28 protein-coding genes and 2 tRNA genes are annotated in these 26,265 nt (G+C 62.5%); 20 read left to right on the forward strand and 10 right to left on the reverse strand.

Annotated features, from left to right (window positions below; all coding sequences use genetic code 11):
* Window positions 1–275 precede the first annotated feature (275 nt).
* From EG244_RS09380 to EG244_RS09390, 3 genes are all read left to right on the forward strand, one after another.
* Window positions 276–352 (forward strand) — tRNA-Asp (locus EG244_RS09380).
* Window positions 353–502: 150 nt separating this feature from the next.
* A tRNA-Asp gene (locus EG244_RS09385) sits at window positions 503–579 on the forward strand.
* 140 nt (window positions 580–719) lie between these two features.
* Complete coding sequence (locus tag EG244_RS09390; RefSeq protein WP_124964755.1) at window positions 720–1,112, forward strand: hypothetical protein; 393 nt, start codon at window positions 720–722, stop codon at window positions 1,110–1,112.
* A gap of 19 nt (window positions 1,113–1,131) precedes the next feature.
* Here EG244_RS09390 and EG244_RS09395 read toward each other — a convergent pair whose 3' ends face one another.
* Window positions 1,132–1,728, reverse strand: coding sequence for an exonuclease domain-containing protein (locus tag EG244_RS09395; RefSeq protein ID WP_124964756.1), 597 nt, complete (start codon window positions 1,726–1,728; stop codon window positions 1,132–1,134).
* Complete coding sequence (locus EG244_RS09400; RefSeq protein ID WP_124964757.1) at window positions 1,725–2,429, reverse strand: NAD-dependent deacylase; 705 nt, start codon at window positions 2,427–2,429, stop codon at window positions 1,725–1,727. The genes EG244_RS09395 and EG244_RS09400 overlap by 4 nt, the downstream gene beginning before the upstream one ends.
* A 437-nt stretch (window positions 2,430–2,866) precedes the next feature.
* Between EG244_RS09400 and EG244_RS09405 the strand changes: the two genes are divergently transcribed.
* The 3 genes from EG244_RS09405 (at window position 2,867) to EG244_RS09415 (ending at window position 4,817) form a co-directional block, all read left to right on the forward strand.
* A complete protein-coding gene (locus EG244_RS09405) occupies window positions 2,867–3,304 on the forward strand; it encodes a pseudoazurin (RefSeq protein WP_124964758.1) in 438 nt (145 codons plus the stop codon).
* Window positions 3,305–3,537: 233 nt separating this feature from the next.
* Window positions 3,538–3,795, forward strand: a complete 258-nt coding sequence (locus EG244_RS09410) for a DUF6455 family protein (RefSeq protein WP_124964759.1) — start codon at window positions 3,538–3,540, stop codon at window positions 3,793–3,795.
* Between the two features lie 92 nt (window positions 3,796–3,887).
* Window positions 3,888–4,817 carry a carbon-nitrogen hydrolase family protein gene (locus tag EG244_RS09415; protein WP_124964760.1) on the forward strand — a complete coding sequence of 310 codons (930 nt, stop codon included), beginning with the start codon at window positions 3,888–3,890 and terminating at the stop codon, window positions 4,815–4,817.
* Window positions 4,818–4,832: 15 nt separating this feature from the next.
* On the opposite strand, the gene EG244_RS09420 is transcribed toward EG244_RS09415, so the two are convergent.
* Window positions 4,833–5,855 carry an NAD(P)/FAD-dependent oxidoreductase gene (locus EG244_RS09420; RefSeq protein WP_124964761.1) on the reverse strand — a complete coding sequence of 341 codons (1,023 nt, stop codon included), beginning with the start codon at window positions 5,853–5,855 and terminating at the stop codon, window positions 4,833–4,835.
* An 86-nt stretch (window positions 5,856–5,941) separates the two neighbouring features.
* Here EG244_RS09420 and mnmD point away from each other — a divergent pair, with 86 nt between their 5' ends.
* The 4 genes from mnmD to uvrB are packed head-to-tail and all read left to right on the forward strand — an operon-like array spanning window position 5,942 to window position 10,628.
* Window positions 5,942–6,616, forward strand: a complete 675-nt coding sequence (gene mnmD, locus EG244_RS09425) for a tRNA (5-methylaminomethyl-2-thiouridine)(34)-methyltransferase MnmD (RefSeq protein WP_124964762.1) — start codon at window positions 5,942–5,944, stop codon at window positions 6,614–6,616.
* Between the two features lies 1 nt (window position 6,617).
* Window positions 6,618–7,493: a DMT family transporter gene (locus tag EG244_RS09430; protein WP_124964763.1), complete on the forward strand. Its 876-nt coding sequence runs from the start codon at window positions 6,618–6,620 to the stop codon at window positions 7,491–7,493.
* Between the two features lie 3 nt (window positions 7,494–7,496).
* Window positions 7,497–8,408, forward strand: a complete 912-nt coding sequence (locus tag EG244_RS09435; protein ID WP_124964764.1) for a DMT family transporter — start codon at window positions 7,497–7,499, stop codon at window positions 8,406–8,408.
* Window positions 8,409–8,441: 33 nt separating this feature from the next.
* A complete protein-coding gene (uvrB, locus tag EG244_RS09440) occupies window positions 8,442–10,628 on the forward strand; it encodes an excinuclease ABC subunit UvrB (RefSeq protein ID WP_124964765.1) in 2,187 nt (728 codons plus the stop codon).
* A 116-nt stretch (window positions 10,629–10,744) separates the two neighbouring features.
* On the opposite strand, the gene EG244_RS09445 is transcribed toward uvrB, so the two are convergent.
* The 4 genes from EG244_RS09445 to rsfS form a co-directional block, all read right to left on the reverse strand.
* Window positions 10,745–11,287: an NYN domain-containing protein gene (locus EG244_RS09445; RefSeq protein WP_124964766.1), complete on the reverse strand. Its 543-nt coding sequence runs from the start codon at window positions 11,285–11,287 to the stop codon at window positions 10,745–10,747.
* A gap of 70 nt (window positions 11,288–11,357) precedes the next feature.
* The gene (locus EG244_RS09450) at window positions 11,358–11,612 is read right to left on the reverse strand and encodes a GlsB/YeaQ/YmgE family stress response membrane protein (RefSeq protein WP_124964767.1); all 255 of its coding nucleotides are present in this window, start codon (window positions 11,610–11,612) and stop codon (window positions 11,358–11,360) included.
* A gap of 142 nt (window positions 11,613–11,754) precedes the next feature.
* Entirely contained in the window at window positions 11,755–12,225 is a 471-nt protein-coding gene (rlmH, locus tag EG244_RS09455; RefSeq protein WP_124964768.1) for a 23S rRNA (pseudouridine(1915)-N(3))-methyltransferase RlmH, read from the reverse strand.
* Window positions 12,225–12,653: a ribosome silencing factor gene (gene rsfS, locus EG244_RS09460; protein WP_407644042.1), complete on the reverse strand. Its 429-nt coding sequence runs from the start codon at window positions 12,651–12,653 to the stop codon at window positions 12,225–12,227. Before rsfS ends, rlmH begins: the two co-directional genes overlap by 1 nt.
* 449 nt (window positions 12,654–13,102) lie before the next feature.
* On the opposite strand from rsfS, the gene leuC reads away from it, so the two are divergent.
* The 8 genes from leuC to EG244_RS09495 all read left to right on the forward strand — a co-directional run bounded on the left by leuC (window position 13,103) and on the right by EG244_RS09495 (window position 21,153).
* On the forward strand, window positions 13,103–14,521 hold the full coding sequence (gene leuC / locus EG244_RS09465) for a 3-isopropylmalate dehydratase large subunit (protein WP_124964769.1): 1,419 nt from the start codon (window positions 13,103–13,105) through the stop codon (window positions 14,519–14,521).
* A 48-nt stretch (window positions 14,522–14,569) separates the two neighbouring features.
* Complete coding sequence (locus EG244_RS09470; RefSeq protein ID WP_124964770.1) at window positions 14,570–15,082, forward strand: HdeD family acid-resistance protein; 513 nt, start codon at window positions 14,570–14,572, stop codon at window positions 15,080–15,082.
* Between the two features lie 12 nt (window positions 15,083–15,094).
* Window positions 15,095–15,700, forward strand: coding sequence for a 3-isopropylmalate dehydratase small subunit (leuD, locus tag EG244_RS09475; RefSeq protein WP_124964771.1), 606 nt, complete (start codon window positions 15,095–15,097; stop codon window positions 15,698–15,700).
* A 263-nt stretch (window positions 15,701–15,963) separates the two neighbouring features.
* On the forward strand, window positions 15,964–16,800 hold the full coding sequence (locus EG244_RS09480; protein ID WP_124964772.1) for a hypothetical protein: 837 nt from the start codon (window positions 15,964–15,966) through the stop codon (window positions 16,798–16,800).
* 83 nt (window positions 16,801–16,883) lie between these two features.
* Window positions 16,884–17,666 (forward strand): endonuclease/exonuclease/phosphatase family protein, encoded by a 783-nt coding sequence (locus EG244_RS21395; RefSeq protein ID WP_325050388.1) that lies wholly within the window; start codon window positions 16,884–16,886, stop codon window positions 17,664–17,666.
* Window positions 17,667–17,760: 94 nt separating this feature from the next.
* Window positions 17,761–18,867 (forward strand): 3-isopropylmalate dehydrogenase, encoded by a 1,107-nt coding sequence (gene leuB, locus EG244_RS09485; protein ID WP_124964773.1) that lies wholly within the window; start codon window positions 17,761–17,763, stop codon window positions 18,865–18,867.
* A 179-nt stretch (window positions 18,868–19,046) separates the two neighbouring features.
* On the forward strand, window positions 19,047–19,565 hold the full coding sequence (locus EG244_RS09490; RefSeq protein ID WP_124964774.1) for a DUF805 domain-containing protein: 519 nt from the start codon (window positions 19,047–19,049) through the stop codon (window positions 19,563–19,565).
* Between the two features lie 121 nt (window positions 19,566–19,686).
* Complete coding sequence (locus tag EG244_RS09495; RefSeq protein WP_124964775.1) at window positions 19,687–21,153, forward strand: alanine/glycine:cation symporter family protein; 1,467 nt, start codon at window positions 19,687–19,689, stop codon at window positions 21,151–21,153.
* 62 nt (window positions 21,154–21,215) lie between these two features.
* On the opposite strand, the gene EG244_RS09500 is transcribed toward EG244_RS09495, so the two are convergent.
* Window positions 21,216–22,532, reverse strand: coding sequence for a glycosyltransferase family 2 protein (locus EG244_RS09500; protein ID WP_124964776.1), 1,317 nt, complete (start codon window positions 22,530–22,532; stop codon window positions 21,216–21,218).
* Between the two features lie 909 nt (window positions 22,533–23,441).
* A complete protein-coding gene (gene ssb / locus EG244_RS09505) occupies window positions 23,442–23,975 on the reverse strand; it encodes a single-stranded DNA-binding protein (RefSeq protein ID WP_124964777.1) in 534 nt (177 codons plus the stop codon).
* 180 nt (window positions 23,976–24,155) lie between these two features.
* Between ssb and EG244_RS09510 the strand changes: the two genes are divergently transcribed.
* Together EG244_RS09510 and EG244_RS09515 are read left to right on the forward strand one after the other, a co-directional pair.
* The gene (locus EG244_RS09510) at window positions 24,156–24,764 is read left to right on the forward strand and encodes a lytic transglycosylase domain-containing protein (protein ID WP_124964778.1); all 609 of its coding nucleotides are present in this window, start codon (window positions 24,156–24,158) and stop codon (window positions 24,762–24,764) included.
* A 1-nt stretch (window position 24,765) separates the two neighbouring features.
* Window positions 24,766–25,092, forward strand: coding sequence for an arsenate reductase family protein (locus tag EG244_RS09515; protein WP_124964779.1), 327 nt, complete (start codon window positions 24,766–24,768; stop codon window positions 25,090–25,092).
* Between the two features lie 231 nt (window positions 25,093–25,323).
* Here EG244_RS09515 and EG244_RS09520 read toward each other — a convergent pair whose 3' ends face one another.
* Window positions 25,324–25,893, reverse strand: a complete 570-nt coding sequence (locus tag EG244_RS09520; protein ID WP_124964780.1) for a YcbK family protein — start codon at window positions 25,891–25,893, stop codon at window positions 25,324–25,326.
* Window positions 25,894–26,265 lie beyond the last annotated feature (372 nt).

A 26,265-nucleotide genomic window follows, 5' to 3' on the forward strand; every position in this document is an offset into this window, starting at 1 on the left:
TCCTGCGTCCTGCGTCCTGCGTCCTGCGTCCTGCGTCCTGCGTCCCGGGCCGTGTTTAATTATGCGCCGAAGGGCCAGCTCTCCGGCTGGGGTTTTGCGCGGCGCAGGCCCTGCGCTGACCGCAGTGCTGCCGCTCATCGCTACGAAGACGGGGGGCGGAGGTTGTGGGGGACAGGCTGTGTCAAATCTGTGCAAAAATATGCAGAGCGGCGTGCATTTTTCGCATTCGCCCCATTGCGCCCGCCTGGCGTTGCCCTTAGACACCCTCTCACAGCGCGGTTGTAGCTCAGTTGGTTAGAGTACCGGCCTGTCACGCCGGGGGTCGCGGGTTCGAGCCCCGTCAACCGCGCCACGCTCAAAACGCCCTCAGGTTTTCCTGAGGGCGTTTTGCGTTTCATCCATCACATTAAAGACGCCCCGCAGTATTTTGAAAAATATATCAAAATCCTGCTGATAGCGCATTGACGCCACCGGCCGCTGTCCGTAAATATCCCCGCATAGCGCGGTTGTAGCTCAGTTGGTTAGAGTACCGGCCTGTCACGCCGGGGGTCGCGGGTTCGAGCCCCGTCAACCGCGCCACTTTCAAAACGCCCTCAGGTTTTCCTGAGGGCGTTTTGCGTTTCCCGTCTGTGTTGAAAATCAGCCTGGTTCCGCGCGACGGAAGTGGCCGCAGGGGACGTTCTACTTTCAGATCCGGTTGAGATCTGAAGGAGATCACGATGAAAGCTGCACTCGCTCTGGCCCTCTGTGCCGCCCTCGCTTTGCCCGCTGTGCCAGCCATGGCCTGGCAGGCCCCGCGACCGGTCGCTCCGCAGGCGCATCATCAGCCGCATTCGAAGCCGCTGCCGCCGCGCCCGCAGCTGCAGCCCGTGAGGCCGCATCACGCGGCGCGTCCGCAGCCGGGGCGTCCGATGGAAAAGGCACCGCGTGCGCCGCGGATCGGAGAGTACCTGCGCGAGGCGCGTCCCTTCCGCCCGACGCCGGGCCCGCGCTTTCGCGCCCCGCCGCGCGGTCAGGAATACCGGGTGGCCAATGACCACCTGGTGCTGGTGAACAGCCGGACCCTGCAGGTGGTCGCGGTGGTGGGGCTTCTCTCCGCGCTGCTGCGCTAAGGACCTGCGGCGCTGCAGATCAGCTCTGCAGTGCCGCTCCGGTCTTTTTGCGGGAGGCGGGGGCGGCAAGCTCGGTGAAACTGCGTCCCGTCAGCGCTTCTGCCTTCAGAACCACCATGGCGGCGGCGCGGGCATCTTCGCCTGCGTCGTGGTGGTTGAACTGCAGATTAAGCTGTGTTTTCAGATGCCCCAGCCCATGCCCGCCCGCGCCTTTAAACTCAGGCCAGGCGGCGCGGGCCACGCGGACGCTGTCGATCCAGGACCAGTCCGGCGCGTCAATCCGGTTGCTGCGGCAGGCGGCATGGATCGCGCCGCGGTCAAAGTTTGAATGCTGGACCAGCGTGACCTGCGACAGCAGCGGCGACAGGCGGTGCAACAGTGGCGCAAAGGTCGCAGCCCCCGCGACCGTCTCTGCGCTGATGCCATGCAGCCGGGTGTTGAACGAGGAAAAGTAATCGCGCGGGTCCACATAGCAGACCCAGGTCGCGATGCTGCCATCAAAACCCACCCCCGCCAGACCGATCTGGCAGATGCTGGCGCAGTCAGAATTCGCCGTCTCAACATCCAGCGCGATAAAGCGGTAGCTGCGGGCAGAAAACGCGCTGAAACCGCTCATGCGGTGCCCAGCTTCTGGCGCAGCGCGCGCAGCATCTCAGGCACCTGCTCTCCGGCGCGGCCCTGGAAAAAGCGCTGAAAATCGCGGTGGTTCTCGGGCGGGTCCAGGTTCACCAGCCAGCTTTCCGCGCCGTAATGGCGCGCAAGCTCGGCAAAACCTGCGGCGGGATAAACATTCCCCGAAGTCCCGATGGCGATGAAAAGCGAGCAGTCAGAGAGCGCGCTTTGGATCTGCTCCATAAAACAGGGCATCTCTCCGAAAAAAACGATGTCGGGGCGCAGACGGCCCGTGCCGCAGTCAGGGCAGGGGATATCCGGGGTGCTGTCGCCCGGGAAGCGCTGACGGTGGTCGCAGCGGCTGCATTTCAGGCTGAGAAGCTCGCCATGGATATGCAAAAGCCCGGTCTGGCCCGCGCGTTCATGCAGATCATCGACATTCTGGGTGATGACCAGCAGGTCGCCGGGGATTTCTGCGGCGAACTCTGCCAGCGCCAGATGGGCGGCATTGGGCGCAACACCGGCCAGGGCCGCGCGGCGTTTGTTGTAGAACTCATGCACCAGCGCCGGATTGCGGCTCAGGGCTTCGGGCGTGCAGACATCTTCGATGCGGTGCTGCGCCCAGAGACCATCCTCAGACCGAAAGGTCTCAAGTCCGCTTTCCGCAGAAATTCCGGCTCCGGTCAGAATGACGACTTCGGGCATGGCGGCTCCTTTCATTTGTGCCTTTGTGCCATGACCCGCGCTCTGAGGCGAGGCACCTCAGAGCGCGATTGGGGTCCCGGCAGCCCCGGCGCGATTCGCGGCAGGCGCTGTGACGCACCGCAGCCTTGCGATGCCCGCAGGTCCGCTCTGACGAAGGCGCAGCAGGCGCTCACGTGGGTGTGATCGCAGTGGTGTGCAATGGCATACCGGCGACATTTCCTGTCGCTGCCCGGGGGTTATGCGCAAGTTCCTGACCCGGCCTGCCCCCGCGGGCTGCGACATAATAAGCAGCCGTCTTGCACCGGCTTGCACCAATCCCGACTTGGGTTTCAAACCGGCGCATCCCGCAAGGACGCGAGATCCGAGACAGCCGGTTTTCTGCCCCGCTCACGGGGTGTGACTGACTGACCGGCTTGTTGTGACTCTGGAGAACAGACATGAAAAAATCCTTCCTCGCCGTGGCTTCGGCCCTGGTCCTCGGCCTGACCGCTCCGGCATTTGCTGCTGAGCACGAAGTGAAAATGCTCAACAAAGGCGAGACCGGCACCATGGTCTTTGAGCCGGCTTTCATCAAAGCTGAGCCGGGCGACGTCATTAAGTTCATCGCTGAAGACAAAAGCCACAACGTCGAAAGCATCGCCGGCATGCTGCCGGAAGGTGTTGAGAAGTTCAAAAGCAAGATGAACGAAGACTTTGAGCTGACCGTCACCGAGCCGGGCGTTTACGGTGTGAAATGCACCCCGCACTTCTCGATGGGCATGGTTGCGCTGATCCAGGTTGGCGATGCTCCGGCAAACCTCGAAGAAGCTAAAGCTGCGAAAACCAACAAAAAATCGGCTGAGCGTTTCGAAGCTGCCTTCGCTCAGGTGCAGTAATTCCGGCGCGGCGTGACCGGCTCCTTTCGGGGAGTTGGTCCCGCCCCGGTATCTCCGCCCCCCGCCTGCTTCCCCCTTGAGCGGTGTGGCGGATGTGACGGCCCTGTCCCTCCCCGGGCAGGGCCGTTTTATTTTGTCCAAAACCTGCATTTATGTAAAAAGTTTGATCAAGATCAAAGTTTTAGCACTCGGGGCCCTGTAGCTCACAGGTCAGACTGATGTGCAGGTACCTGATGAAACTCTTTCGCCGTCCCGACAATGATGTCCGTATGAACCGTATGGCGAAGGCCGTTGGCCTGGATCTGCAGGTGGAGGCGCAGCAGGGTCGGCTTGCGCCCGCCGAACTGCGGCTGGCCTCGCATCGCTGTGGCGAATGCGGCGGAGAGCTGGAATGCCGCATCTGGCTTCAGGCCCGTCAGGATCAGGCCGCAAATCCCCCGGGCTATTGCCCCAATACATCCCTTTACAGAGATCTGAAGTCCGACGGCTGAGGCGGGCAGGCGACAAAGCTCTTGTCACCGCGCGGCTTTCCCCGTTCCATCCTTTCCATCGCTGCCAGGGAGGGCAGCAGGGGAGGAATGGAATGACGGAGAAGGTTCGGGTGGCTGTGGCGCAGATCGCGGCATATCCTGAGGATTCGGTGGCGACTGCAGAAAAGGTCGTCACCACCCTGCGCGAGGCCGCAGCTGGTGGCGCGCGTCTGGTGGTGTTTCCGGAGGCGCTGCTTGGCGGCTATCCCAAGGGGGCCTCATTCGGCGCCCCCATCGGCATGCGCCGCCCCGAGGGGCGCGAGGCTTACCGCCGCTATCATGCCGCCGCGATTGATCTCGACGGGCCTGAGGTCGGGATGATCGCCGCGGTCACCGCCGAGACCGGCCAGTTCGTCGTCATCGGCGTGATCGAGCGGGACGGTGGCACCGTCTATTGCACGGCGCTTTATTTTGACGGCGAAAAGGGGCTGGTGGGCAAGCACCGCAAGCTGATGCCCACGGCGGCAGAGCGGCTGATCTGGGGCTTTGGCGATGGCTCAACCCTGCCGGTCTTTGAGACGCCTTATGGCACCGTGGGGGCGGTGATCTGCTGGGAAAACTATATGCCCGCGCTCAGGATGTATATGTATCATCAGGGCGTTACGATCTATTGCGCGCCGACGGCGGATGATCGTGACACCTGGATCCCCAGCATGCAGCATATCGCCATGGAGGGGCGCTGCTTTGTGCTGACCGCCTGTCAGCATATCACCCGCAAAGCCTATGCCGGAGATCATGAGAGCGCGCTTGGCGATGATCCGGATCTGGTGATGATGCGCGGCGGCTCGGCGATCATCTCGCCGCTGGGGCAGGTGCTGGCGGGCCCGGATTTCGCGGGCGAGACGGTGCTTTACGCCGATCTGGACATGGGCGAGATCGCGCGCGGCAAATATGACTTTGACGCGACCGGGCATTATTCGCGCCCCGATGTGTTCCAGCTCAGCGTCGACACCCGGCCCAAACGTGCGGTCAGCACGATCTGAGCCGGGGCGTTCTTCTCAGGCGGGCAGGGCCCAGGCCGCGGGGATGGCATCGCGGCCTTCAAAGATCAGGTCACACAGCAGCCCTGCCGCCAGCGGGGCCATGGCAAAGCCGGTCTTGAAGCCGCCATTGGCGATATAATGCCCCTCCCGCCCCGGCCAGGGCGCAAGGCAGACCGTGCGCGTCGCAGCGCGCGGTCGCTCTCCGGCCCAGCGGCTTATGACCCGCGCGTCTTTCAGCGCAGGCAGGGTCTGAACCGCCAGTTCCAGCAGCGCCTCAAGCCGGGCATCGGTGCTCTCAGGATCGTCGTAATCGCGCTCTGAGGTGGAGCCGAGACCGGTGGTGCCATCGGCGTGAAAGACGAGGTGCAGCCCCGGCGCATAGACCTGCGGTGCCTCCGGGGCAGAGAAGGCCAGCAGCGCCGCCTGACCCTTTTCACCGCGCCCGATGGGGCGGCCGAAGGTCTCTGAAAGCTCTCGCAGCCCCGCCGCGCCGGTGGCATGGACCACCGTCCCGCGCAGATCACCCGTGCGCAGCACCTCACCGCCCAGACGGGTCAGCGCCGCCACCAGGGCAGGAACCGCCATGCGGGGATGGATGCGCGCCGTCAGATCATCTTGCGCCACCAGCCCCGTGGGGCTTTGCGGATCAAGCGGGCGACCGGCCTCGCGCACAAACCAGCGCGCCTGCCCCTGCCAGAGGCTCTCTGCCTCAAGCGCGCGCGCCTGCGCCAGTTCCACCGCGCGGGCGTCCTTCAGCGGTTGCACCCGGCCGGTGCGCGCCCAGCCCGCAGGCTGACCACCCGCCGCTTCGACACCGCGCCAGAACGCTCCGGCCGAAAGCAGCGCCTGCAGCTGCAGCGCTTTGGCGGGTTTCCAGTTTTCCGGGGCATGGGGGGCCAGTGCGCCCACGACGCCGCCGGAGGCCCCGGCTCCGGGGCCATGGGGGTCGATGACCTGCACTCTGGCGCCGCGCTTTGCTGCTTCATATGCCACCGAAAGGCCGAAGATTCCGGCACCAAGAACAGTCAGATCGGTCATGGCTTGCCTTTGTTCACAGAGGGGCAGAGAAGTGCAGAGACTGCGCCGCAATTTCGGCGCGCAGCCAGTTGAGGACAAGAGGAAAGATGACCGCAGGCAGCACTTCGGGTCTTGAGTGGAAAGAGGGCGATGTGCCCGTCTCGCTGCGGTTTGACGACCCCTATTTCAGCCTTGGAAATGGCCTTGCCGAGACGCGGCATGTGTTTCTGGGCGGCAATGATCTGCCCGCGCGGTTTCGCGATGGCTTCGGGATTGCGGAGCTGGGCTTTGGCACCGGGCTGAATATGCTGGCGACCTGGATTGCGCTGCGCGATCACGGCTTTCAGGGCGAGATGAACTACACCAGCTTTGAGGGCTATCCGCTGGAAGCGGAGGAGATTGACCGCGCACTCCGCGCCTTCCCCGAGGCCCATGCGGTGGCCGCCCCCTTCCTTGAGCAATGGGCCGCAGGCGCGCGGGTCATCACCCTGCCGGGGCTGCGGGCCGAGATCGTGATCGGCGATGTGCGCGAAACGCTGCCCGCCTGGTCCGGGCGCGCGGATGCCTGGTATCTGGATGGCTTTTCGCCTGCGAAAAATCCCGAGATGTGGGGCGCGGATCTGATGGCCGAAGTCGGGGCCCATACCGCCCCGGGCGGCAGCTTTGCCACCTATACCGCCGCGGGCCATGTGCGCCGCGCTCTGGGGGAGGCGGGCTTTGCGGTCGAGCGGGCCCCTGGCTTTGGCTACAAGCGCCATATGAGCCGCGGGGTCCGCAGCTGAGATGAGCGCCAGCGACAATCGCGCCGGGATCTGGCTGATGGTGGTGGGCGTTGCGGCCTTCACCGTTCAGGACGGATTGTCGCGCTATCTGGCGGGTCAAACCACGGTCTGGTTCACCATCATGCTGCGCTATTGGTTCTTCGCAGCTTTTGTTCTGCTGATGGCCTGGCGCAAGCCTGAGGGGTTTCGTGCCGCCGTTTCGCTGCGCCGCCCCGGTCTGCATCTGTCGCGGGCTGTGCTGCATGTGGCGGAGATCCTGGTGATCGTGCTCAGCTTTACGCTGATCGGGCTGATCAATACCCATGCCGTCTTTCAGATCTGCCCGCTGCTGGTGGCAGCGCTTGCCGGGCCGGTGCTGGGAGAGCGGGTGTCGGTCTCGCAGTGGATGGCGATCGGGGCGGGGTTCTGCGGCATCCTGCTGATCCTGCGGCCGGGCTCGGATCTCTTCTCTGCTCTGGCGCTGCTGCCGCTGCTGGCGGCGGTTCTTTTCGCGCTTTATACCGTGCTGACGCGGCTCGCGACGCGGCAGGAGGGGGCTTTTGTTTCGTTCTTCTGGTCGGGCATCCTTGGCGCGGGTCTGATGACACTGGGCGGGATCTGGTTCCGCGAGCCGATGCCCGCCACGCAATGGGGGCTGACCGTGGCCAACGGGGCGGTGGCCATCCTTGCCAACTGGCTGATCATCCGCTGCTATACCAAAGCGGAGGCCAATGTCGTGCAGCCCTTTGCCTATCTGCAACTGGTCTTTGTGACGATCATGGGGATCCTCGTCTTCCGTGAACCCGTTGAATTTATGACCCTGGTCGGGGCAGGCGTCATCGTGCTGGCAGGTCTGAGCACGCTGATCCGGGTGAGACCCGGCAAAATCGGAAACTGAGACATGGATAAAGCCAGCAATCCCGGACGCGGCATCATTTTGATGCTTCTCGCGGTGATGATCTTCGCGGTTCAGGATGCAATCTCGCGCCATCTCGTTGAAAGCTACAACGTCTGGTTCGTGATGATGATCCGCTTTCAGGTGATGTTCGCGGCCGTGATGCTGCTGGCGATGAAGCGGGGCCCGGATTTCCGCTCAGCGATCCGCAGCGGCATGCCGCGGCTGCAGATCTTTCGCTCGGTGCTTCTGGTGGCGCAGACCTGCCTGATTGTGACCTGTTTCACCAAAATCGGTCTGATCAATACCCATGCGATCTTTGCCTCCGCGCCGCTGATCGGCGCGGCGCTCTCGGTGCCGATCCTTGGCGAGAAGGTCGGCTGGCGGCGCTGGCTGGCGATCGGGGTGGGCTTTATCGGGGTTTTGATCATTCTCCAGCCGGGGGCGGACAGCTTTTCGCTGATGTCGCTTCTGGTGCTGATTTCGTCTTTCATGTTCGCCACTTACGGCGTGGTGACGCGCCTTGTCAGCCGCACCGACAGCGCGGCGGTTTCGCTGTTCTGGGTCGGCTTTGTCGGCGGCATTGTCATGACGCCTCCGGGACTTGCGAATATTGAGCCGATTGCCCTGGCGGACTGGCCCTGGATGGCGGTGCTTTGTGTGACGGGGATGCTGGCGCACTGGCTGATGATCATGGCCTTTGAGGCGGCAGAGCCGAGCGTGATCCAGCCCTTTGCCTATACGCAGCTTGTCTTTGTCTCTTTCATCGGGGTGATTGTCTTTAATGAAGAGCTGAAGACCTCTGTTCTGATGGGCACGCCGGTGGTGATCGGCGCGGGTCTTTTCACAATCTGGCGCACCGCGATGAAGGCAAGGGCAGAGAAGCGGGCCAGCCTCTTGCACGACGGGGGCAACTGACCCCATTTGTGGGGCTGAGCCTGCGGAGACGTTATGCCCCATAATAACATGAATGCCCTGACCGAGCGCCCTGATGTGCTGAGCCGCCCCAAGCTGGAAGGCGGGCGGGCCTTTGTGCTGCAAACCCCCTTTGAGCCGGCGGGCGACCAGCCGACAGCGATTGCCGAACTGGTGGCGGGGGTTGGCGCGGGAGAGCACAATCAGGTGCTTCTGGGGGCGACCGGCACCGGCAAGACCTTCACCATGGCCAAGGTCATTGAGCATACGCAGCGCCCGGCGATCATCCTTGCGCCCAACAAGACCCTGGCTGCGCAGCTTTATGGCGAGTTCAAGGGCTTCTTCCCTGACAATGCCGTCGAATATTTCGTCTCTTACTACGATTACTACCAGCCCGAGGCCTATGTCGCCCGGACCGATACCTTCATTGAGAAGGAATCCCAGATCAACGAGCAGATCGACCGGATGCGCCACTCGGCCACCCGGGCGCTGCTGGAGCGCGATGATGTGATCATTGTGGCCTCGGTCTCCTGTATCTATGGTATCGGCTCGGTTGAGACCTATTCGGCCATGACGCAGGACCTGAAGGTCGGCGCGTTTTACGACCAGCGCGAGTTCATCCGCGAGCTGGTCGCGCAGCAGTATAAGCGCAATGAGGCGGGGTTTCACCGCGGCCATTTCCGCGTGCGCGGTGATGTGGTCGAGGTCTGGCCCGCCCACCTTGAGGACCGCGCCTGGCGCTTCAGCTTCTTCGGAGAAGAGCTGGAAACCATTACAGAATTTGATCCGCTGACCGGGGCGAAAACCGCCTCCTTTGAGCAGATCCGCATCTATGCCAACAGCCATTATGTCACCCCGCGCCCGACCATGTCGCAGGCGATCAAAGGCATCAAAGATGAGCTGTTTCACCGGCTGAAACAGCTCAACGAGGAAGGCAAATTGCTAGAGGCCCAGCGGCTGGAGCAGCGCACCAATTTCGACCTTGAGATGCTGGAGGCCACCGGGGTCTGCAACGGGATTGAGAACTATTCGCGCTATCTGACGGGCCGCGCGCCCGGTGAGCCGCCGCCGACGCTTTTTGAGTTCATCCCCGATAATGCCATCGTCTTTGCCGATGAAAGCCATGTCTCGGTGCCGCAGATCGGCGGCATGTATAAAGGCGACTTCCGGCGCAAGATGACGCTGGCGGAACACGGCTTCCGGCTGCCCTCCTGCATGGACAACCGCCCCCTCAAATTTGAGGAATGGGATGCGATGCGGCCGCAGTCGGTCTTCGTTTCGGCCACGCCCGCGAAATGGGAAATGGAACAGGCGGGCGGCGTCTTTGCCGAACAGGTGATCCGCCCGACCGGGCTGCTTGATCCGGTGATTGAGATCCGCCCGGTGAAAACTCAGGTCGATGATGTGCTTTCTGAGATCCGCATCGTGGCGCAGCAGGGCCTGCGCATCCTGGTCACCACGCTGACCAAACGGATGGCGGAGGATCTGACCGAATATCTGCACGAGCAGGGGGTGCGGGTGCGCTATATGCACTCCGACATCGACACCATTGAGCGGATTGAGATTCTGCGCGATCTGCGGCTCGGGGCTTTTGATGTGCTGATCGGCATCAACCTGCTGCGCGAAGGCCTTGATATTCCCGAATGCGGTCTGGTGGCCATTCTGGACGCCGACAAAGAGGGCTTTTTGCGCTCAGAGACCTCGCTGGTGCAGACCATCGGGCGGGCGGCGCGCAATGCCGATGGCCGGGTCATCATGTATGCCGACAGGATCACCGGCTCGATGGAACGCGCCATGGCGGAGACCGACCGGCGGCGCGAAAAGCAGATGGCCTATAACGTCAAACACGGCATCACCCCCGCGACCGTGAAGAAAAACGTCGAGGACGTGCTGGCGGGCCTCTGGCAGGGCGACACTGACCAGAGCCGCGTTACGGCGAAGGTCGACAGGCCGCTGGTTGGCTCCAACCTCTCGGCGCATCTTGAGGCCCTGCGGCTGCAGATGCGAAAAGCCGCTGAGAACCTTGAGTTCGAAGAGGCCGCCCGCCTGCGCGATGAGGTGAAACGGCTTGAGGCGGTGGAACTGGCCGTCTCGGACGATCCGCTGGCGCGGCAGTCGGTGATCGAGGAGGCGGTGGAAGAGGCGGTTTCGGCGCGCGGCCGCTCTACCGCCGGTCGTCCCGGCCAGCGCGGCGGCGTGAAGCGGCGTCGCAGCGCGAAGTGATGCGGGTGGCGCCCGCTGCAACACCGGCTCTGTCAAAGCTAGGTCGCGGTTATGGGTGCTAAGAGCCTTGGCCCGCTCAGATGATGCTGAGCGGAGCTACGACAGGCGATGACGATCTATCTGCGGGCGTCCCGGCCCGCGGAGCGGGCGTTGGCCAGATCCAGCTCGGCCCCGGTCAGCCCGACCCGGCCCCGTACCAGCACATCGCCCCGGCGCAGCATGGGATATTTAAGGATCCAGTCGCGGTAGCCGTCATTGGTGACAATACGCAGCTTGCGCCGCTTTGCCCGCTCCAGAAGCTCCAGATCTGCGATTTTGCCCTTGCCGACCACGGTGATGTCGCGCGGCTGAACGCCGATATGGGGCGCCAGCATCTCCGGCCCGCTCCAGCGGTCAAAGACCAGCCAGCCGACATTGGCGTCAAAGACCACCTCGGGACGATAGCCGCTTTGTTGCAACAGGGTGATAACGCGGCGCAGCGCGCGCAGATCGGGGTTGTTGTTCGCCCAGTGCAGCACATTTGAGCCGTCGACCAGGATGGGTTTTCCGGGCGCTGGCCAGAGCCGTTTGAGAATGATCCCGAGAAGCGCAAAGAGGATCAGCCAGGCTCCGATGCCATTGGCCTCAAGGAGCGCGAAAATATCGGTTAAAGCAGGCACGTCAGGTCTTTCAGATCAGACGGGCGACCCCCTGAGGCCGCCCGTTCCGGCAGGATGTTTTGTCGGCGCTTCAGGCGCGTTTGACAAGGCGCAACAGCAGCAAAAGAATGATCGCACCAATGACGGCGTGGATGATCGCGGCCAGGATGCCACCGTCGGTCATAAAGCCGATGCGCGGGAAGATCAGCCCGGCGATGAAAGCACCCAGGATGCCGACGACAATATTTCCAACGAGGCCAAAGCCATAGCCCGAGACGATCTGACCCGCCAGCCAGCCCGCAACGGCGCCGATGACGAGCATAATGATAAGACTTTCGATACCCATATTACCTTTCCTCCAAATTGAATGGTCTCCGCCATCCAACTTCAAGGATGCGCCCCGGTTGCCGGTGTCGCAAGATTTTCATGGATTTCGCTTGGAATGACGTAATTTTCGTCGAAAATGTCACAGAAAAGGGCCAAATCCCTCAGCTGCGGTGATAGGGCCCGCCGGAGAGAATGGTCGTCGCGCGGTAGAGCTGTTCGGCCAGCATCACGCGCACCAGCATATGCGGCCAGACCATCCGCCCGAAACTGATCGCATGGCCCGCGCGGGCGCGCAGCGCCGGGTCAATGCCGTCGGCACCGCCGATGACAAAGGCGAGGTCCTGATGACCGGCATCACGCCAGCGGCGCAGATGATCGGCAAACTCGGGGCTTGAATGCACCGTGCCGCGTTCATCCATCACCACGATAAAGGCATTGGCGGGAATGGCACGGGCAAGCAGCTGCGCTTCGGCACCCATGCCCATGTTCTTCTTGTCCTCGACCTCATGTTCGGTCGCAGGCCCAAGGCTGAGGCTGCGGCCGGTGCGGGCGAAGCGCTCAAGATAATCGTCGGTCAGGGCGCGCTCTGGGCCGGAGCGAAGCCGGCCCACTGCGCAGATCTGCACACGCATCAGCGCGGCGTGGTATGTGCCGCGCCGGGCATCCACATCTTCTCAAGCTGATAGAACTCGCGCACTTCCGGACGGAAGATATGCACGATGACATCGCTTGAATCGACCAGCACCCAGTCGGCGGTCTCTTTGCCTTCCATCTTCGCGAAGATGCGGAACTGCTCTTTGAGACGTTCCGACAGCTTTTCTGCGATGGCAGCGACCTGACGGCTTGAGCGGCCCGAGCAGATCACCATGTAATCCGCGACATCGGAGCGACCACGCAGGTCGATCTCGACGATTTCTTCGGCTTTGTCGTCGTCAAGCGAAGCCAGCACGGCATCGAGGACGTCTTTTGCGGTAAAGTCTGCGGGGACTGTGCGGCCCTCGCGGGGACCGACCGGCAGGCCGGTCGCAGGATCGGAGTGAGACAGGGGACTAACCTCCAGCAACGTGCCGCAGAACCCCGGCACCGGGTATAAGCCCTAAAATAGCAGTCACAGGCGTTGGAAACAACGCCCCCGGGCCAAAGGGGCTTTCTAAGGCCGCTATGTCGCAGCTGCAAGCGGATAGACTTGCGCTCCGCATAATCGTGAACGGGCTGATATAAGCCCCCCGCGGCCGCGCCGATGCAGGAGATCTGATGCGCGGCAGGAATTAATGCGCAAATGCCTCGTCTGAGGAAAGATACTTGCGCCAAAGGCCGTTTCAGCCTATCTGATCCTCCATGATGATCTATTTCGACATCACAGATCACGCGCGCCTGCCGCAGCGTTTCGCCCGCAACGACCGGGCGTCGATTTCGCGACTTCGCTGAAGCCGGATCTTTCACGCGTCTGCGCGCGTGCTGCCGTTTCGCACGCGCTTTCCCTGACTAAGCCAAATCGAGAGATGAGCCATGACCGCTCCGCGCACGCTCTATGACAAAATCTGGGACGACCACGTCGTTCATACGTCCGAAGACGGCACCTGCCTGCTTTATATCGACCGCCATCTGGTCCATGAAGTGACCAGCCCCCAGGCCTTTGAAGGTCTGCGGATGGCGGGCCGTAAAGTGCGCGCGCCGGAGAAGACCATCGCTGTGCCGGATCACAACGTCCCCACCACTGAGGGCCGTGACACCCACATCGACAACGAGGAATCGCGGATCCAGGTCGAGGCGCTTGATAAAAACGCCAAAGACTTCGGCATCAACTATTACCCCGTCAGCGACATCCGTCAGGGCATCGTGCATATCGTCGGCCCCGAGCAGGGCTGGACGCTGCCGGGCATGACCGTGGTCTGCGGCGACAGCCATACCGCCACCCATGGCGCGTTTGGCGCTCTGGCGCATGGCATCGGCACTTCTGAGGTGGAGCATGTTCTGGCCACCCAGACGCTGATCCAGAAGAAATCGATGAATATGAAAGTGGAAATCACCGGCAAACTGCGCCCCGGTGTGACCGCGAAAGACATCACCCTGTCGGTGATCGGGGCAACCGGCACCGCCGGCGGCACCGGCTATGTCATCGAATATTGCGGCGAAGCGATCCGGGATCTGTCGATGGAAGGCCGTATGACGGTCTGCAATATGGCCATCGAGGGCGGTGCCCGCGCTGGTCTGATCGCGCCCGATGAGAAGACCTTCGCCTATGTCACCGGCCGTCCGCATGCCCCGAAAGGCGAGCAGCTCGACGCCGCGATCGCCTATTGGAAAACCCTCTTCACCGATGAGGGCGCGCATTTCGACAAGGTCGTGGTGCTGAAGGGCGAAGAGATTGAGCCGGTTGTGACCTGGGGCACCTCGCCCGAGGATGTGCTCGGGATCTCGGGCGTTGTGCCGCATCCCGAAAGCTTCACCGGTGGTAAGATTGAAGCGGCCCGCCGCTCGCTGGACTATATGGGCCTTGAGCCGGGCACGCCGCTGAAGGACATCAAAATTGATGCCGTCTTCATCGGCTCCTGCACCAACGGCCGGATCGAAGATCTGCGCGCTGCAGCCGAAGTGCTGAAGGGCAAAAAGATCGCACCGGGCGTGCGCGGCATGGTCGTTCCGGGCTCGGGTCTTGTGCGGGCGCAGGCCGAGGCTGAGGGGCTGGCACAGATCTTCCTTGATGCGGGCTTTGAATGGCGTCTGGCCGGCTGCTCGATGTGTCTGGCGATGAACCCCGACCAGCTGGCACCGGGCGAGCGTTGCGCGGCCACCTCGAACCGCAACTTTGAGGGCCGTCAGGGCCGCGGCGGGCGCACCCATCTGCTGAGCCCCGGCATGGCTGCGGCAGCCGCCGTCACCGGGTATCTGACCGATGTGCGCGAGCTGATGGCAGAGACCGTCTGAGACAGGCCCCGCAGGGGGTATAAGATCAACCAGCGACAGGGAACGGAAATGAAAGGCTCGACGATTGCTCTGACTGCCGGTGTGCTGGCCCTTCTGGGTGGCATGATTGCGCTTTTGTTCCCGCTTCCCGCGGGGATTGCCGTCACCACCTTCACGGGGGCGGCTTTCCTGATCGCGGGGGCCTTTGGTCTCTTTGGTGCCTTCTCGCAACAGGGCATGCCCAGGCGCGGCTGGGTGGCGTTTCTGGCGCTGCTGCAGCTTGTCCTTGGCGTGGCGATCCTTGCGGATCCGCTGGCGGGGCTGGTGTCGCTGACCATTATCGCGGGCAGCTTCTTTCTGGCCTCTGGTGTGGTGCGGCTGATGCTGGCCTGGCGGCTGCGCCAGCAGGCCAGCCCGCTTTTGCTGGCGCTGACGGGGCTTTTGTCGCTGGGGCTTGGTCTTTACGTCTTCTTCTCTCCGGCCACGGCGAGCACGGTGCTTCTGGGCACGCTGCTGGCGGTCGAACTTCTTTCTGCCGGTGTTGCCCTGGTCGGTCTGGGGCTGGCGCTGCGCAAATTGTGACAGGCATCTGACATGGATAAATTCACCACCCTCACCGGGATCGCGGCGCCCATGCCGCTGGTCAATATCGACACCGATATGATCATCCCCAAACAGTTTCTCAAAACCATCCAGCGTTCGGGCCTTGGCAAGAACCTGTTTGATGAGATGCGCTTTAACCAGGACGGCAGCGAGATCGCGGATTTCGTGCTGAACCAGCCCGCTTACCGCAGCGCTGAAATCATCATCGCCGGCGATAACTTCGGCTGTGGCTCCTCGCGCGAGCATGCGCCCTGGGCGCTGCTGGATTTCGGCATCCGCTGCGTCATCTCGACGAGCTTTGCTGACATCTTCTTCAACAACTGCTTCAAGAACGGCATCCTGCCGATCCGTCTGTCCGAAGAGCAGGTCGGGATCCTGATGGAGGACGCCCGCAAAGGCGCCAATGCCCGCATGACCGTCGATCTGGCGGCGCAGACCGTGACCTCCTCGGATGGTCAGGTCTTCAGCTTTGAGGTGGATGCCTTCAAAAAGCACTGCCTGCTGAACGGTCTGGATGACATCGGCCTCAGCCTTGAGAAGGTTTCCTCGATCGACGCCTTTGAGCAAACCGCCGGGACAAAACGTCCCTGGGTCTGAAAACGGCCGCAGTGAAATAAGGAAAAGGGCCGCCAGGTAAGGAATGGCGGCCCTTTTCATTTGTAAAAAATGATGCAATCGGGCGACAGGTTGTTCGCTTTTCTGCCGCAATCCGCTGTTCTGCTATCGGTGTAGTTGCGCGGACGGGAGGGAGCGGGCAGGATTTGGGCAAAATTAAGGCAATCCGCCGTGATGAGCGGAGACAGGCAGAGATCGTGCAGACAGACCGGCGCACCTTCCGCCCGAGGGAGGAAGACGTAACCATGATCACGCGTTTCACCGGTGCATTCGTGCGCATGGTGCTGGTTATGCTGCTGATTGCTTTGCCTTCGATGCTGCTTGAAAGTGATGCCGACACCCGTCAGATCATCGCGCTGCTTGCCCTTTTTGCGGGCGGTCTGGTGCTGGTGGAATATGGCGCCCTCTATCCCAGTCTGATTGAATTTCGCGACGCGTCGCCCTTTAACCGGCTGCGCTTTGCGATGCTTTTCGTGACGGTGGCGATTTTATCGCTGATTGAGCGCGGTGAGGTTGTGCCAAGCCTGCTCTCCTCGCTGCTGGGGCATCTCGGGCAGACGATCGGCGGCGCGATTGATTTCCCCTTCAGCCCGGTGCGGCTGGTTATCGGTGCCCTCTCGTCAGAGATGCCGCCCGAGCATCTGGACCGGGTGCGCGCGGCTGCGGGGATCAGCTATCTGGTTTCGCTGATCAGCCTGGTGATCTTTGTGTTTTTGATGCGCAGCGGGCGCTGGCCGGGGCGGGGGACCAGCTTCAATGTCTGGGTGAACCTGCCGACGTTTGATCCGACCGCGGGCCGCGATGTGGTTTACCGGCTGGAGCGCGATGCCCGCGTTAACATTTTGTTAGGCTTTATGCTGCCATTCCTGATCCTGCTCGGTATGGCGCAGGCAGCGGGCAGCCTGCCGCCCGTTATGCTTCCGGACCCGCAGATGCTGATCTGGGGGATTGCTGCCTGGTGCTTTTTGCCTGCCTCTCTCTTTATGCGCGGCATCGCCATGAACCGCATCGCCGCGATGATCCGCGAGCAGCGCCGCCTGGCAGATACCGCCGGGCCGGGGCAGCGCTTTGTGCCTGCCTGAGCTTATGGGGCGCGCCGGGCAAAGCTGACCCGCTGCGCCTTGCGGTCTGGAATGCGGATCTGTCGCGCGAGGGCCCGGGGCTTTTGCTCAGTGAGATCCGGGCTGCAAAAGCGCCGCCGCTGCTGCATCTTCGGGATGTCATCCGCGAGCATCGTCCGGACATCCTGCTGCTGACGCGCTTTGATCACGATTATCAAACACTTGCGCTGAAAGCCTTTGCGGGCTTTCTTGCCGAAGGCGGCGGTCCGCAATACGCTTACCTGGTGTCTCCGGTGCAAAACCGCGGGCTGATTGCGGAGCTGGATTTAGACGGCGACGGCAAGGCTGCGGGGCCCCGTGATCTGCAGGGCTGGGGGCTCTTTTCCGGGGATGGGGCCATGGCACTGCTGTCGCGCTTTCCGCTGCATCTGCGCGAGGATCATTCAGGCTATCTCTGGCAGGATCTGCCGGGGCAGAGCGGCGGCGCGGTGCGGGCAGGGCAGCGGCTCTCCACCTCCGCCCATTGGGTGGTTGAGGTCGAGCATCCGGAGGCCGGGCGAATAGTCCTGCTGATCCATGGCGCGGGCTATCTGCGCTTTTCCGGTGCGGCGCGCAACCGCGATGAGGTGCTGTTCTGGCGGCACTGGCTGGCGGACAAACCTCCTGGCCCGCTTCTCTATATCGGCCATCCGGCGCGGGAGGCGGGGGATACGGCTGGGCTGATCGGCCCGCCGTTTTCGGCGGGATGTGAGACGCCGGGGGGCGTTGCGATCCTGACCTCACATCACTGGGCCGGGCCGCAGTGCACCACAGGCGCGGAAGATCTGCCACAGGCGCGCTTTGCTGCCCGCATTCTTATTGCGGAAACCGTGTTGAAACTGCCGTAAAATTGCCGGGAAGGGGTGCGACCGCCCGGCTCTCTCTTGACCCTCCTGGCCCCGGGGGATAGGCCGAAGCCAACCCTCAGGAAGGAGATATATCGTGGTGAACCCCTCTCTGCTCATCCTCGCCGGTGACGGCATTGGCCCGGAAGTTATGACCGAAGTGAAAAAGGTCATTGCATGGATGGGGGACAAGCGCGGGATTACCTTCGACGTCTCTGAGGACCTGGTCGGCGGCTGCGCCTATGACCAACACGGCACGCCGCTGCATGACGACACCATGGCGAAAGCGCAAAGCGTTGATGCGGTTCTGCTCGGCGCTGTGGGTGGCCCGAAATACGACAATCTCGATTTCTCGGTCAAGCCCGAGCGCGGCCTGCTGCGTCTGCGCAAAGAGATGGATCTGTTTTCGAACCTGCGCCCGGCGCAGTGCTTTGACGCGCTGGCAGATTTCTCGTCGCTGAAAAAAGACGTGGTCGCCGGTCTCGACATCATGATCGTGCGCGAGCTGACCTCGGGGGTTTATTTCGGTGAGCCGCGCGGCATTTTCACCGAAGGCAATGAGCGCGTGGGCATCAACACCCAGCGTTACACCGAATCCGAGATCGCCCGCGTTGCCCGTTCGGCCTTTGAGCTGGCCCGCAAGCGCGGCAATAAGGTCTGCTCGATGGAGAAGGCCAATGTGATGGAATCGGGCATTCTCTGGCGCGAAGTCGTCCAGGAAGTGCACGACAAAGAATACCCCGATGTTGAGCTGAGCCATATGTATGCCGACAACGGCGCGATGCAGCTGGTGCGCCGGCCCAAGCAGTTCGACGTCATCGTGACCGACAACCTCTTTGGGGATCTGCTGTCGGATGCGGCGGCGATGCTTACCGGCTCGCTGGGCATGCTGCCCTCGGCCAGCCTTGGCGCACCGATGGCCAATGGCCGTCCGAAAGCGCTTTATGAGCCGGTGCATGGCTCGGCCCCGGATATCGCGGGTCAGGGCAAAGCCAACCCGATTGCCTGTGTGCTCTCCTTTGCCATGGCGCTGCGCTACAGCTTTGATCTGGGCGATGAGGCGGCGCGCCTTGAGCAAGCCGTTGAGAAAGTGCTGGCCGATGGTCTGCGCACCGCCGATCTGATGGGTCCTGAGGGCGGCACGCCGATCTCGACCTCGGCCATGGGCGATGCCATCGTCGCAGCGCTTGACGCCTCGCTCTGAGCGTCATCTGCCTTAAATCTGCTCAGGCCTCCCCCTTGGGGGAGGCCTGTTGCATTTCGGAGCCCGCGCGCGAGGGGGAGCCCCCGGCCCCGGCGGGGTGACTTGACAGAAGGTAAGGCCGCGCAAAGACTTGCACCGCGTTTTTATCTTTTGCCCTTCTGACCCTGAAAGGTCCGCTCATGGGATTTATCGAGTCGATCCGCAGCTGCTTTTCGAAGTTTTTCACCTTCACGGGGCGCGCGGCGCGGCCTGAATTCTGGTGGTTTGTGCTCTTTGCCTTTGTGACCAATACCGTTCTGACGCTTCTGGATGAGTTGGTTTTCAACTTGCCGGGGCAGACGCTGCTGCTGGGAAGCCCGCTCTCGGGGATCTTCAGCCTTGTGGTCTTTTTTCCGCTGCTGGCTGTCGCCTGGCGTCGGCTGCATGACACCGGCCGTCCCGGCTGGCTGGCGCTGGTGCCGGTTGGGTTGAACATCCTTGGCATGGTGGGGGTGTTTTCGGGCATCCTTGCCTTTGCCACCCTTGAAAAAGCCGGTGCGGAGTCTGACACCCTGCTGAGCCTTGCAACGTTTCTTGGAGTTAACGGCATCCTGCTGGTGCTGGCCGCGCAGTTTGTGATGACGGTCCTGCTGATCTGGTGGTGCAGCCGTCCGGGTGAGCCTGGGGGGAACGCCTGGGGGGCACCTCCTTTGCGCTGAGCGCAACCGTGCCAAATTGTCGCGCCCCGCGGCGCTGCAGCGCGGGGCGTGATGTGGCAAGGGAGAGTGTGAGGGCACTGCCTCCGGCGGTGCCTGACATGGACAACGCAGGAGGAGCGCTATGGATCTCGCACAGCTGGAAACACTTTTGGGTCGGATCGGAGCCGTCATCTGGGGCCCCTGGCTTCTGATCCCGCTGCTGCTTGGAACGGGGCTTTATCTGACCTTCAGGCTGCGGCTTTTACAGATGTTTTATCTGCTGCCCGCCCTGAACCTTGGTCTTTTGCGCCGCAAAGACGACGCGGGCGAAGGGGATATCTCGCAGTATCAGGCGCTGACCACGGCGCTGGCGGCCACCGTCGGCACCGGCAATATCGTCGGTGTGGCGACGGCCATCAGCATCGGCGGCCCCGGCGCGCTGTTCTGGATGTGGGTGACGGCGATCCTTGGCATGGCCTCCAAATACAGTGAGGCTTTTCTTGGGGTCCGCTTTCGCACCACCGATGCGGCGGGAGAGAAATCCGGCGGTCCGCAGTATTACCTGGAACGCGGCATCAAAGGTCCGCTGGGCAGGACCCTTGCGCTGAGCTTTGCGATTTTCGCGGTCTTTGCCTGTTTCGGCATCGGCAATATGACCCAGGGCAATTCGATTGCCTCAAACCTTGAGGCAAGCTTTGCCGTGCCGCATGGGCTGACCGGTCTGGTGCTGGCGGTGCTGACCCTTGCGGTGCTCGTTGGTGGCATCCATTCGATCGGGCGGGTGACGGCGGCCTTTGTGCCGGTGATGATCGTCTTTTATGTGCTGGGCGCGCTGTTCATCCTGGCGGTGAATATCGCGGATGTGCCTGCGGCTCTGGGGCTGGTGTTCTCCTCGGCCTTCACGGGGCATTCGGCGGTTGGGGGCTTTGCGGGCTCGACCATTATGATCGCGGTGCAGTTTGGTGTGGCGCGGGGGATCTTTTCCAACGAATCCGGTATGGGCTCGGCCGCCATTGCCGCGGCTTCGGCCCAGACCACCCATCCGGTGCGTCAGGGGCTGGTCTCGATGACGCAGACGTTTATCGACACCATCATTGTGGTCTCCTGCACCGGCCTGGTGATCGTCACCACCGGCGTCTGGGCGGAAGTCGATCCCGCCACGGGGGCGCAGATCCCGGCTTCGGTCATGACGGGTGCGGCCTTCAGCCATGGTCTGCCGGGGAACTGGGGGCATTGGATCGTGACCCTGGGTCTGGTGCTCTTTGCCTATTCCACCGTGCTCGGCTGGGCCTATTACGGTGAGCGCAATATTGAGCGGCTCTTTGGGCGCCGCGCCGTGGGGCCGTTTCGGCTGTTCTTCTCTGCCGTGGTCTATATCGGCTGCACGGTGGAACTGGGCGTGGTCTGGAACTTTTCGGATGTCACCAATGGTCTGATGGCGATCCCGAACCTGATTGGTCTGCTGATCCTCTCAGGCCTCGTGGTGCGGGAGACCCGCGCCTATCTGAAGCATGACCCGCAGCTGACAGCCAGTGCCTCAGAGATCGAAGCCTTTATGGCCGATGATCCCGGCTATGGCGAATGGCGCAGATCAGAAGCGGTAAAATGACAAAAGGGCTGCGAGAGCAGCCCTTTTTCAATATGCCCCTCTTGCTGGTGGAAGGGCGCGCGTCAGGATCCGCGCAGATCTGCGGCCCTCCGGATCAACCGCGCCTGAGGCGCATAGCTGGCAAGATGAGGCTGCGCCTCCTTGCTGCCAGGCAGGGCGACCGCGGTATATCGCGGGCCGTAGCCCTGCAGATGCTGCTCAACCGAGGGGCAATAGGGGGCGTAAAGCACCTCAATCCCGCGCCGCTGCAGATCCTCCGCATCGGCCAGGCCCTGGCTCAGCCGGGCCTCCGGCAGGAAGGTGACCTGCCAGCCAAGCGCCTGAGCGTCGAGCATCAGACTGCGGGCCTCTCCGGCGGGATCCGCCGCCCCCGCCCCGGCGATCACCAGAAGGCGCGGCCCGAGGTCAAAGTCTTTCGCATCAGAGAGCAGCACAGTGCGATCGGGGTGGCTTTGCAAAGTGGTCTGCCAGCGGGCGAAGAATTTCTCAGCATTCACCACCTGATAGGCTTTGACCCCGCGGGTGGTGTCGGTGCCGGAAGTAATGCCCTCATAGTGAATAAGCTTTGACAGCGGCTGCACCATGACCGTCAGCCCCGCCTCGCGCACTTTCATGGCAAGATCGGTGTCCTCGTAATAGGCCGGTGCGAAATGGCGGTCAAAGCCGCCGAAGCCCTCGATGAGCGCGCGGGGCAGCATGATCGAGGCGCCCGAGCAATAGGCCACCGGCCGGGCATAGCTGACCTGCGGGTCGCGCGGCGTGGCGTTGCGGCCATAGTTCCAGGGCTGCCCGTCGCGCCAGACGATACCGCCTGATTCCTGCAACACCCCGTTGGGATAGATCAGCACAGATCCCACCAGCCCGGCGGAGGGAAAGTTCACAAAAGTCTCTGACAGCTCATCCAGCCAGCCCGGCAGAACCTCGGTGTCATTGTTGAGGAAAAGCACATACTCCCCCCTCGCGCGCGCGAGACCGGCATTACAGCTGGCGATAAAGCCGCCGTTCACCTGCTGCGGCAGGTAGTGTACCCAAGGGATACGCCGCATCTGCAAGGCGGTGTCATCGGTCGAGCAGTCATCCACCACAATCACCTCAAAGCGGCGCGTGGTGTCATGAACCAACAGGCTGCGCAGGCAGGCGAGGGTATAGGGGCTTTGGTTATAGACCGGGATGATCACCGAGACATCCGGCCGCTCAGCGCTGTCGGGCGACAGGATACGGCGGCTGCCACCCCGCATCAGTTGCCACTGCGCCTCATCAAGCGGCGGCGGCGCAGTCGGTGCCAGCGCCGCAAGCGCGGGGACAGGGACCCCGGGGCTCAGAAGCTCGCGACGCATGTCCTGCAGGCGGAGTTCATATTTCGCGACTTTGCGGGCCATCCTGGCCTGAAAGCCCCCGCCCGCCAGGGGAAATCCTGCCAGAGCGCGGTGCAGCCGCAGCCTCAGCTCAAGCCTGTTCCGCCGCTTTTCCCAGATCCCTGCCGCAGCGGTTTGCGCGGGAGAATCCGGTGTGACATCAGGGACACGGGAGGCAATGTCCCGTGCCAGTTTCTGGCGCAGAGTTTCTGACAACGAAGGCTACCATTTACTAAAACACCCCTGATATGTCGTGCAAGCAAAGGCCAGGAGAAAGCCCCGACGTGACGCTGAGAGCGGCCTTTGACCCGGGCGGGCACAAATCCGCTTTCTGCGCCGGTTGAAACCGCCCGTCTTCGGCATTTATCCGCTGAACCTTGATGTTCACTTAAATTATATGAAGCGGGCAGCTCAGGTCGGGCTGGTTTTGAGGCTGCTTGCGCGTCCCGAGCCATTGCGCTGCCTGAGGAGGTCGGTGCCTCGGCTTATCGGTGCTTCGGCTTATGGGAGATGCGTCAGCCCCTGAGCGCGGGAGTCGGCCGTGGATCCCGGGAAGGAGTGCGCCGACCGCAGGCGCGCCTTAACGCTTGGCTGACTGTGAACGGATGCTCAGGACTGCTGAAAATCGGGGGGGCAATCGCGGCGCGAAGCCATATCTTTGCACAGCCGCTTCCGGTTCAGGCCTGGCCATGACAGACTGTCAGCCGCGTCTCATGAACGGCAATCCTGCAAGCCCAAGGCCTCAGGACCATGTCACCACTGGCGAGCCGGCACCAACGGATCCTTTAGGGGGTCTGTTTTTTGGCTGGCACAATGTCGCGCGTCTCACCTGCTCACGAAGACCTGTGAGCAGGTGAGGAGGATGTCAGCCAGGATCGCCACCTCACAGAGGCGAGGTGGCGTGTCAGTCTACAATCCGGCCTGCAGCCCCGTTCAGAACGGGATTTCGTCGTCAAAGCCGGTGTCGCGCGGGGCCTGCTGGCTGCTGCCCTGGGGGCGACCGCCACCATAGCTGCCGCCGCCGCTGCCACCGCCATAATTGCCCTGACCGCCGCCAAAGTCGTTGCCGCCGCCGAAGTCGCCGCCGCCCTGACCACCGCCACCGCCGCCTTCACCACGACCGTCGAGCATCGTCAGTTCGCCGCCGAAGGGACGCAGTGCGATTTCGGTCGAATAGCGGTCCTGGCCGGACTGGTCCTGCCATTTGCGGGTCTCAAGCTTGCCCTCAATGTAAACCTTGGAGCCTTTGCGCAGATACTGCTCGGCAAGGCGGACGAGGGGTTCGCTGTAAAGGACGACCGTGTGCCACTCGGTGCGCTCTTTGCGCTCACCGGTCTGGCGGTCTTTCCAGGTCTCAGAGGTGGCGATGCGCAGGTTGGCAACTTTTCCGCCGTTCTGGAAGCTGCGGACCTCGGGGTCGCGGCCGAGATTGCCGATGAGAATGACCTTGTTGACCGAACCTGCCATATGCGGGACCTCTGTAAATAATGGGATGCGCCAGGGCTGTGCCCGGCGGTCTGGCCTGTGTAGCTAATGTGGCGGCACGGTGCAACTTTGGCAGAGAATTGCCGCCTTGAAAACGGGGGCTGTCTCCTTTGGCAGCAGCGGGTAAGATACGCCTCAGGTAACGGGGTGTCAGAGGCACAGATGCGCAGGCAGTGGGTTGGAGCAGGGCTGGTTCTGCTGATGATCAGCGCAGGCGCGGCCAGCGCGCAGGACCGCAATCGGGCGGGGGCAGGCAACAACCGTAAAGCCTTGTTTTCCCAACAGACGCGACTTCTTGACACAAGGCTGTCGCGGCAATACGAAAATTCCGCCCGCCTCACGCCCCGCGCGAAAAAATCGGCAACGACCTCAACCTCAGGGATGATTCCCCGTTATGCGGGCCGATACCGCGGTGAGTGGCTGACGGTGGCACGCACGGCGGCGCGCAAACACGGCATCCCGGAAGATCTGTTCCTGCGCCTCGTGCAGCGGGAATCAGGGTTCAATTCGGCGGCGATCTCGCACAAGGGCGCGACGGGTCTGGCGCAGCTGATGCCCGATACGGCACGCCAGCTTGGAGTGAACATCGCCGATCCGCACCAAAATCTGGACGGCGGCGCGCGCTATCTGAAGATGATGTATGCGCGCTTCGGCAACTGGCGCCACGCGCTTGCGGCCTATAATGCGGGGCCGGGGGCCGTGGAGAAGCACGGCGGTGTGCCGCCCTATGCCGAGACCCAGGCCTATGTCGTGGCGATTTTAGGAAATTAAGATGATCCTTTACGGAATTCCGACCTGTGACACCTGCAAAAAGGCGCTGAAAGCCTTTGCAAATGAGGGCATTGAGGTCAGCTTTCGCGATGTGCGCAAAGACCCTCTGAGCGAGGCTGAGATTGACGAGCTGGTGACGGAATTCGGGCCTGCGATCATCAACCGACAATCGACCACCTGGCGCTCGCTCTCTGACTTCCTGCGCGAATCAGAGGCGGAGGCGCAGCTTGCCGCACAGCCGACCCTGATGAAACGCCCGATCATTCGCGGCCCCGGCGGGCTGACGATGGGCTGGTCTGATGAGATCGCCAGCGCTCAGGGGCTCTGAGCCGACAGCGCTGAGACCACGAAGACCGCAGGTGCCATGCCTGCGGTTTTTTGCGGCCTGCGTCGGAGGCCAGGGGAACTTCGCCGGGGGCAGGGCGTTATCTCTGCAACCGGGGCACGAGCATCATAAAGGCGCAACCCTCCCCCAAAGGATGTGCCAAATGATTGATAAAATGCCGAAAGCCCGCCGATGGCGGGCTTGTGCGGAACGTCCTGCAAAAGGGGCTGCGGTTCAGCCGCCCCAGCTGCGGATCGGGCCGCAGTCCATATGGACGAAGTTGGAGCGCGAGTAGCGACCGACGCCGCCTGAGGCGCAGGCCTCTGCTGCGCGGGCCATCTGGCTGACTGAGCGCGACTTCAGCCGCAGGTCCGCCGCCTGGCCCGTCATGTGCAGCGAATTGCGGGCCACACCGCGGGTATTGGAGCGAAGTGCATTGTTGGTCTGGCGTGAACGGAAGCCTGAGAGCAGCATATAGGGCTCTGAGACATCCATCATGCGGTGAGTGGCCGCGATAATATCAAGGGTGCGGGTGTCGATTTTATGAACAGAACCGCTGCGCACATCGCGCATGAAATGATTGATCTCTTTCAGCGCTTCCGAAACGTATTTTCCGTCAATCCAGTAGATGGCATCGAGGCTTTCCCCGGTGCGGCCCGAATACATCCGCAGGCGGCGTACATCCCCCGCGCCGCGCAGGAAGCCGAACGCGTTCGAGTAGGTGGGTGCCGCAGCAACGACACCGGCCGCAAAAAACCCCAGCAGCCGACGCCGCGAAAGATCGGTAGACCCGTTATCCGTCATTCTATTCGCCTGTCCCTCAGGGGCCGGACGGAAACTTGCGAGACCGCCATACCCTTCGTTCCTTTTGTTTCGCATCCCCAAATGCCCGGGTTTTATGGCATGGCATCTTCCATCGGCCAACCCGCCGAGGGTGCGACACGGAAGGTTTTTCGCATTAATAGGCAAAAAATTGCTGAACATGAGCAATCTCTGTGCGTAAGGCTGAACCCTGACGGGGATATCCCCTTTCCGGTTGAGTGGTCTTTGCAATGCCGTGGCAGTTCTGTCACATCCGGGCGCAAAGCGCATAAAACCAGCGGGTCCCTGCGCGGCAGGGGTTCAGACAACGGGCAGGATTTGCGACATCTGAGATCAGGCACTTTGTGCTGAGGC

The sequence above is a fragment of the Falsigemmobacter faecalis genome (genome assembly GCF_003863335.1).
GTDB lineage: Bacteria > Pseudomonadota > Alphaproteobacteria > Rhodobacterales > Rhodobacteraceae > Wagnerdoeblera > Wagnerdoeblera faecalis.